1 protein-coding gene is annotated in these 7,166 nt (G+C 73.5%); it reads left to right on the top strand.

Going from position 1 to position 7,166, the window contains the following annotated elements:
• Positions 1 to 21: 21 nt before the first annotated feature.
• On the top strand, positions 22 to 7,166 hold a 7,145-nt coding region (locus ACWEKM_RS38055; protein WP_451625862.1), incomplete at its 3' end, for a type I polyketide synthase.

A 7,166-nucleotide genomic window follows, 5' to 3' on the forward strand; every position in this document is an offset into this window, starting at 1 on the left:
GAGGAAGGGAATCGCTCGGCCATGAAGGAAATCGCTGTTGTCGGGTTGTCCTGCCGACTGCCGAAGGTCTCGGGCCCTCGGGAATTTTGGGAGCTGCTGCGCGCGGGCCGCAGCGCCGTCACCGAGGGGCCGGACGGTCGCCGCGGCGGATTCCTGGACGCAGTCGGTGAATTCGACGCCGCGTTCTTCGGCGTATCGCCGCGAGAGGCTGCCGCGATGGACCCGCAGCAGCGGCTCGTCCTCGAACTCGCCTGGGAGGCGCTGGAGGACGCGGGCGTCGTGCCCACCGCGCTCGCCGGCAGCCGTACTGCCGTGTACGTCGGCACCCTGCGCGACGACTACACCAGCCTGCTCTACCAGCACGGCGCCGCGGCGATCACCCAGCACACCATGACCGGCCTCAACCGCGGAGTCATCGCCAACCGGGTCTCGTACCACCTCGACCTGCGCGGGCCCAGCCTCACCGTGGACACCGCGCAGTCCTCGTCGCTCGTCGCCGTCCACCTCGCCTGCGAGAGCCTGCGGTCCGGCGCGGCCGAGACGGCGATCGCCGCCGGAGTGAACCTCAACATTCTCGCCGAACACGCCGTCACCGAGGAGCGGTTCGGCGGCCTGTCCCCGGACGGCGAGAGCTACGCCTTCGACGCCAGGGCGAACGGCTTCGTGCCCAGCGAGGGCGGCGGCGCGGTGATCCTCAAGCCACTGGACCGCGCCCTCGCGGACGGCGACCGCATCTACGGAGTCATCCGCGGCAGCGCGGTCAACAGCGACGGAGCCACGCCTGGGCTGGCCGTGCCCAGCCAGGACGCGCAGGAGAGCGTGCTCAGGCAGGCTTACGAGCAGGCCGGTGTCGACCCCCGCACCGTGCAGTACGTCGAGGCACACGGGACCGGCACCCCGGTCGGCGACCCGATCGAGGCGGCGGCGCTCGGCGCGGCACTGGGCACGGGACGGCCGGACGAGGAGCGGCTGCTGATCGGTTCGGCCAAGACCAACGTCGGCCATCTGGAAGGCGCGGCGGGCATCGTGGGCCTGCTCAAGGCACTGCTCAGCCTGCACCACCGCGAGCTGCCACCCAGCCGCAACTTCGACCGGCCCAACCCGGCAATCCCCTTCGACGCGCTCGGCCTGGCCGTCCAGCGCGCGACGATGCCGTGGCCGTACCCGGACCGCCCGCTGGTCGCCGGCGTGAGCTCCTTCGGCATGGGCGGCACGAACTGCCATGTCGTCGTCGGCGAGGGGCCCGCGGCCGCCGCCCCTTCGGGAGAGTGGCACGAACTCCCCGCCGTACTGCCGTGGATCGTCTCGGGGCGGGGAGCCGACGCCCTGCGCGCCCAGGCGGCACGACTGGGCGAAGCCGTACGAGAGACGGACCCCGCCCAGGACCCGGTCGGCGTGGGCTGGTCGCTCGCCGCGACGCGAGCAGTCTTCGACCACCGGGCCGTCGTGCTGGCACCGGTGACCGAAGCACCTCGCGACGCGACCGCCGAGACCGGCGGCCCAGGCGAAGGCGGCGGGAGCGGCGGCCCCGGCAACGGCGCCGAGACCGGCGGCCCCGGCAACGGCGCCGGGACCGGCGGCCCCGGCAACGGCGCCGGGACCGACAGCCCGGCTGAAACCGCCGAGAGCCGTGACGCCGTACGTGACGCCCTGCTCCACGGTCTCGACGCGCTGGCCTCCGGGCGGCCCGCCGCCCATGTCGTCTCCGGCACGGTGAGGCCCGGACGCCTCGCATTCCTCTTCACCGGTCAGGGCAGCCAACGCATCGCCATGGGCGGCGAGTTGTACGCCGCCTACCCCGCCTTCTCCACGGCCTTCGACGAGGTCTGCGCCCAGCTGGACCCGCTCCTCGAACGGCCCCTCGCCGACGTCGTCGCTTCCGGTGCCGGACTCGACGACACCGCCTACACCCAGCCCGCCCTGTTCGCCGTCGAGGTCGCGCTGTTCCGCCTGGTCGAGTCCTGGGGCGTACGCCCCGACCTCCTCGCCGGGCACTCCATCGGCGAGATCGCCGCAGCCCATGTGGCCGGGGTCCTCTCCCTGGCGGACGCCTGCGCGCTCGTCGCCGCCCGAGGACGGCTGATGCAGGCCCTGCCCGCCGGCGGCGCCATGATCGCCGTCGCGGCGGCCGAGGAGTACGTACTGCCGCTGCTGGCCGGTCGCGAGCACGAGGTCACCGTCGCCGCCGTCAACGGCCCCGAAGCCGTGGTGATCTCCGGCGAGGAGGAGCCCACCGCCGATGTCGCCGCCCGGCTCGCCGCGTCGGGTTGCCGGACCAAGCGCCTCACCGTCTCGCACGCCTTCCACTCACCGCTCATGGAGCCTCTGCTGGAGGAATTCCGGGCCGTCGTGGAGACGCTGGACTTCCGTCCTCCGCACATCGGCGTCGTCTCCACCGTGACGGGCCGCCCGGCCGACGCCGAACAGTTGTGCTCCCCGGAGTACTGGGTGGAGCAGGTGCGCCGCCCGGTGCGCTTCCTGGACGCGGTACGGACGTTGGAGGACGAGGGCGTCACCACCTATCTCGAACTCGGCCCGGACGGCGTCTGCGCGGCCATGGTCGCCGATTCGGTCCTCGACCCCGAGGCGGCCACCGCGGTCGCCGCCCTGCGGGCGGGCCGGTCCGAGCCCGGCACCCTGGTCGGCGCGCTGGCGAACGTGTTCGTACGGGGCGGACACGTCGACTGGACCGCCGCGTACGCGGGCACAGGTGCGCGCCGCGCCGAGCTGCCCACGTATGCCTTCCAGCGCGAGCGGCACTGGTTCGACACGAGCGGGCGGAGGGCACTCCCGGCGGCGGCCGGCGCATCCGGCGTCGGGTCCGGCGCCACCTCGGGCTCCGGCGCCACCTCGAACTCCAGCACCCGCCCGGACGGAGGGCCTGACTCCGTACGCGACGAACGCGCCGTCTCGGACCTGGTGAGCGCCCACATCGCGGCGATCCTCGGCCACAGCGACCACCATCGCGTCGAGCACCATCTCACCTTCAAGGAACTCGGGTTCGACTCCCTGATGGCCGTCGAGCTGCGTTCCACACTTGCCACCGCCACCGGCCTGCGGCTGCCCAGCGGCCTGCTCTTCGACCAGCCGACGCCCGCCGCGCTCATCGCCCACCTCGTGACCCGTGTGCTGGGCACGGACACGACGGAGGCGACACAGCCCACGGCCGCACCTGCCGACGACGGCGAACCGATCGCCATCATCGGCATGGCCTCCCGGTACCCGGGCGGCGTCGCCACCCCCGAGGACCTGTGGCGGCTCGTCGCCGACGGCGTGGACGCCGTCTCGTCCTTCCCCGCCGACCGCGGCTGGGACGAGGACCTCTACGACCGCGACCCCGAGCAGACCGGCCGCAGCTCCGTCGACCAGGGCGGATTCATCCACGACGCGGGCCGGTTCGACGCCGCCTTCTTCGGCATCTCACCGCGCGAAGCCCTGAGCATGGACCCCCAGCAGCGCATACTCCTGGAAACCGCCTGGGAGGCCGTCGAACGCGCGGGGCTCGACCCCCGTACGCTCGGCGGCAGCCGCACCGGTGTGTTCGTCGGCGCCACCGTGCTCGACTACGGCCCCCGCATGCACGAAGCGGACAGCGCCGCCGAAGGCCATGTCCTCACCGGCACCACCGCAAGCGTCATGTCGGGTCGCATCGCTTACCAGTTGGGCCTCGTCGGCCCCGCCGTCACCGTCGACACGGCCTGCTCCTCGTCGCTGGTGGCGCTGCACATGGCCGTGCGCTCGCTGCGCTCGGGCGAGTCGTCGATGGCGCTCGCGGGCGGTGTCACGGTGATGTCGTCGCCCGGCATGTTCGTCGAGTTCTCCCGGCAGCGCGGGCTCGCTGCCGACGGCCGCAGCAAGGCGTTCTCGGCCGACGCGGACGGCACCTCCTGGGCCGAGGGCGCGGGCCTGCTGCTCGTCGAGCGGCTCTCCGACGCGCGCCGCAACGGCCATCCCGTACTCGCGGTGATCCGCGGCACCGCCGTCAACCAGGACGGCGCGTCCAACGGGCTGACCGCGCCCAACGGCCCTTCCCAGGAACGGGTGATCCGCCAGGCCCTGGCGGATGCGGGCCTGACGGCCGCAGACGTCGACGCGGTCGAGGCGCACGGCACCGGGACCCGGCTCGGCGACCCGATCGAGGCCGAGGCGATCCTCGCCACATACGGTCGGGACCGCGCCGGCCAGGAACCGGTGTACCTCGGTTCGCTGAAGTCGAACATCGGCCACGCTCAAGCCGCCGCGGGCGTCGGCGGCGTCATCAAGATGGTCCAGGCGATACGGCACGGCGTGCTGCCGCGCACGCTGCATGTCGCCGAGCCGACCCCGCACGTCGACTGGACCGGCGGAGCGGTCGAGCTTCTCACCGAGCAGCGGGACTGGCCCACCAACCACCGCCCGCGGCGCGGCGCCGTGTCCTCGTTCGGGATCAGCGGCACCAACGCCCACGTGATCATCGAGCAGTTCGAGCCCGAGGCCGCCCCCGTCACGGCGGGGGAGAGCGGGTCCCGGAACCTCCCCTGGGCGATCTCCGGCCGTTCGGATGCCGCCCTGCGGGCCCAGGCAGGACGCCTGCGCGACCATCTGCTCCACCTCCCGGAGCCGAACCCCTCGGCGGTCGGACACGCCCTGGCCACGACGCGTACCTCCTTCGAGGAGCGAGCCGTCGTCACCGGCACCGGTATCGACGACCTGCTCGCCGGGCTCGACGCACTCGTCCGTGACGAGGACAGCCCCCAGGTGGTGCGCGGCAGCGCCGCCCGCGCCGGTCGTACGGCCTTCCTCTTCACCGGCCAAGGCGCCCAACGGCTGGGCATGGGACGGGAACTGTACGAGACATATCCGGTCTTCGCCGATGCCTTCGACGTCGTGTGCGCAGAACTCGACGCCCATCTGGACCGCCCGCTGCGCACCGTGATGTTCGTGGACCCGGACCTAGACCCGGACCCGGACCCGGAATCGTACGAGAGTGGGGACGGCGCCCCGGTCGACGCGGACCTCCTGCACCGGACCACGTACACCCAACCCGCGCTGTTCGCGGTCGAGGTCGCGCTCGCCCGGCTGCTGGAGCACCACGGACTCACCCCGGACCTCGTGGCCGGTCACTCGATCGGTGAGCTGGCGGCCGCCCACATCGCCGGCGTGTGGTCTCTCGCCGACGCGGCGCGCCTGGTCGCGGCGCGCGGCCGCCTCATGGAGGCGGCCCGCGGCGGCGGCGCCATGATCGCCGTCCAGGCCGGTGAGGACGAGGTCCGCGAGACGCTCGCGGATCACGAGCAGGCCGTCGCCGTCGCCGCCGTCAACGGCCCGGAAGCGGTGGTGATCTCGGGCGACGCCTCCGTGGCCCTCGCCGTCGCGGAGACCTGGGAGGCCCGAGGCCGCCGCACGCGCAGGCTCCGGGTGAGCCATGCCTTCCACTCGCCTCACATGGACGAGGTACTGGAGGAGTTCCGGGTCGTCGCCGCCGGGCTCACCTACCACGCGCCCCGGATCCCGGTCGTCTCCACCGTCACCGGCGAGTCGGCGCACGACGACGAACTGTGCTCCCCGGACTACTGGGTGCGCCAGATCCGCGAGCCCGTCCGCTTCCTCGACGCCGTACGCACACTGGAGACCCAGGGCGCCACCGTGCTCATCGAGGTCGGCCCCGACGCCATTCTCGCGGCCATGGCGGCCGGCTCGCTCACCACCGGGGCGGTGACCGCGATCGCCCTCCAGCGCGCGGGCCGCGCCGAGCCCGAGACCTTCGTCGCGGGAGTCGCCCGGGCCCACACGGCGGGCGCCGCCGTCGACCTGGCGTCGTTCTTCCCCGGCGCCGCGCCGGTCGAGCTGCCCACGTACGCCTTCCAGCGCGAGCACTACTGGCTCGTCCCCGAGGCGCGCGGCGACGCCCGACGGCTGGGCCTCGACCCGTCGAACCACCCGCTGCTCACCACCGCGGTCGAGTTGGCGGGCCGCGACGAGACCGTGCTCACCAGCCGTCTTTCGCTCGCCGGCCACCCCTGGCTGGCCGACCACAGCATCGAGGGCACGGTCCTCGTCCCCGCCACCGCCTTCCTCGAACTGGCCGTGGCCGCGGGCGACCGCGCCGCCGCCGGCCACGTCGCCGAATTGACCCTGGAGGCCCCGCTCCCCCTGCCCGAGCGCCAGGCCGTGCGCGTCCAGGTCGCGGTCGCCGCGCCCGACGCCTCCGGCAACCGGCCCTTCAGCGTCCACGCGAGCCCCGACACCGGCGACGACGAGCCGCGTACCTGGACCCGGCACGCCTCCGGCCTGCTGAGTGCCGCCGCCCCGCCCGTACGAGACCTGCGCACATGGCCGCCCCGGGGCGCCGCGCCGGAACCGGTCACCGACGCCTACGAGCGGCTCGCCGCCCTCGGGTACGGATACGGGCCGGCCTTCCAGGGACTGCACGCCCTGTGGCGCGCGGGCGACGACCTGTACGCCGAACTGCGGCTGCCCGAGGACCAGCGCGCGACAGCAGAGCGGTACGCCCTGCACCCGGCCCTCCTCGACGCCGTACTCCACCCGCTCGTCCTGAGCACCGCCGACCCGGGCCGACCCGACCTCATCCGGCTGCCGTTCGCGTGGGGCGACGTCGCCGTGCACGCCACGGGAGCGACCGAACTGCGCGCGCACATCGCCCGGACAGGCCCTGACACCGTGGCCCTCACCCTCGCGGACGGCACCGGTGCGCCGGTCGCCGCCGTCGAGTCGCTGGCGCTGCGTCCGATGCCGAAGGAAGCGCTGCGCCGGACGACGACGGGTGGAGCGCGCGATGGGCTGTTCGGGGTGGAGTGGCGGCGGATCGCGGTGCCGGAGGTCCGTGGGGATGCGGCGGGTGTTGTCGTACGGGTGTCGGGGGATGGTGCCGCGGGGCGTGCGCTGGATCTGGTTCAGCGGTTCCTGGCTGAGGAGGGGGGTGGGGGTTCGTGTCTGGTTGTGGTGACGTCGGGTGCGGTTGCGGTTGGTGGTGGTGAGGATGTCAGGGATCTGGGTGCGGCGCCGGTGTGGGGTTTGGTGCGGGCTGCGCAGTCGGAGAATCCGGGTCGGTTGGTGTTGGTGGATCTGGAGGGTTCGGATGAGTTGCTGGCTGCGGCTGTGGCGTCGGGTGAGCCGCAGGTCGCGGTGCGGGGTGGGGAGTTGCGTGTTCCCCGGCTGACCCGGGC

Source organism: Streptomyces sp. NPDC004752, assembly GCF_053601275.1.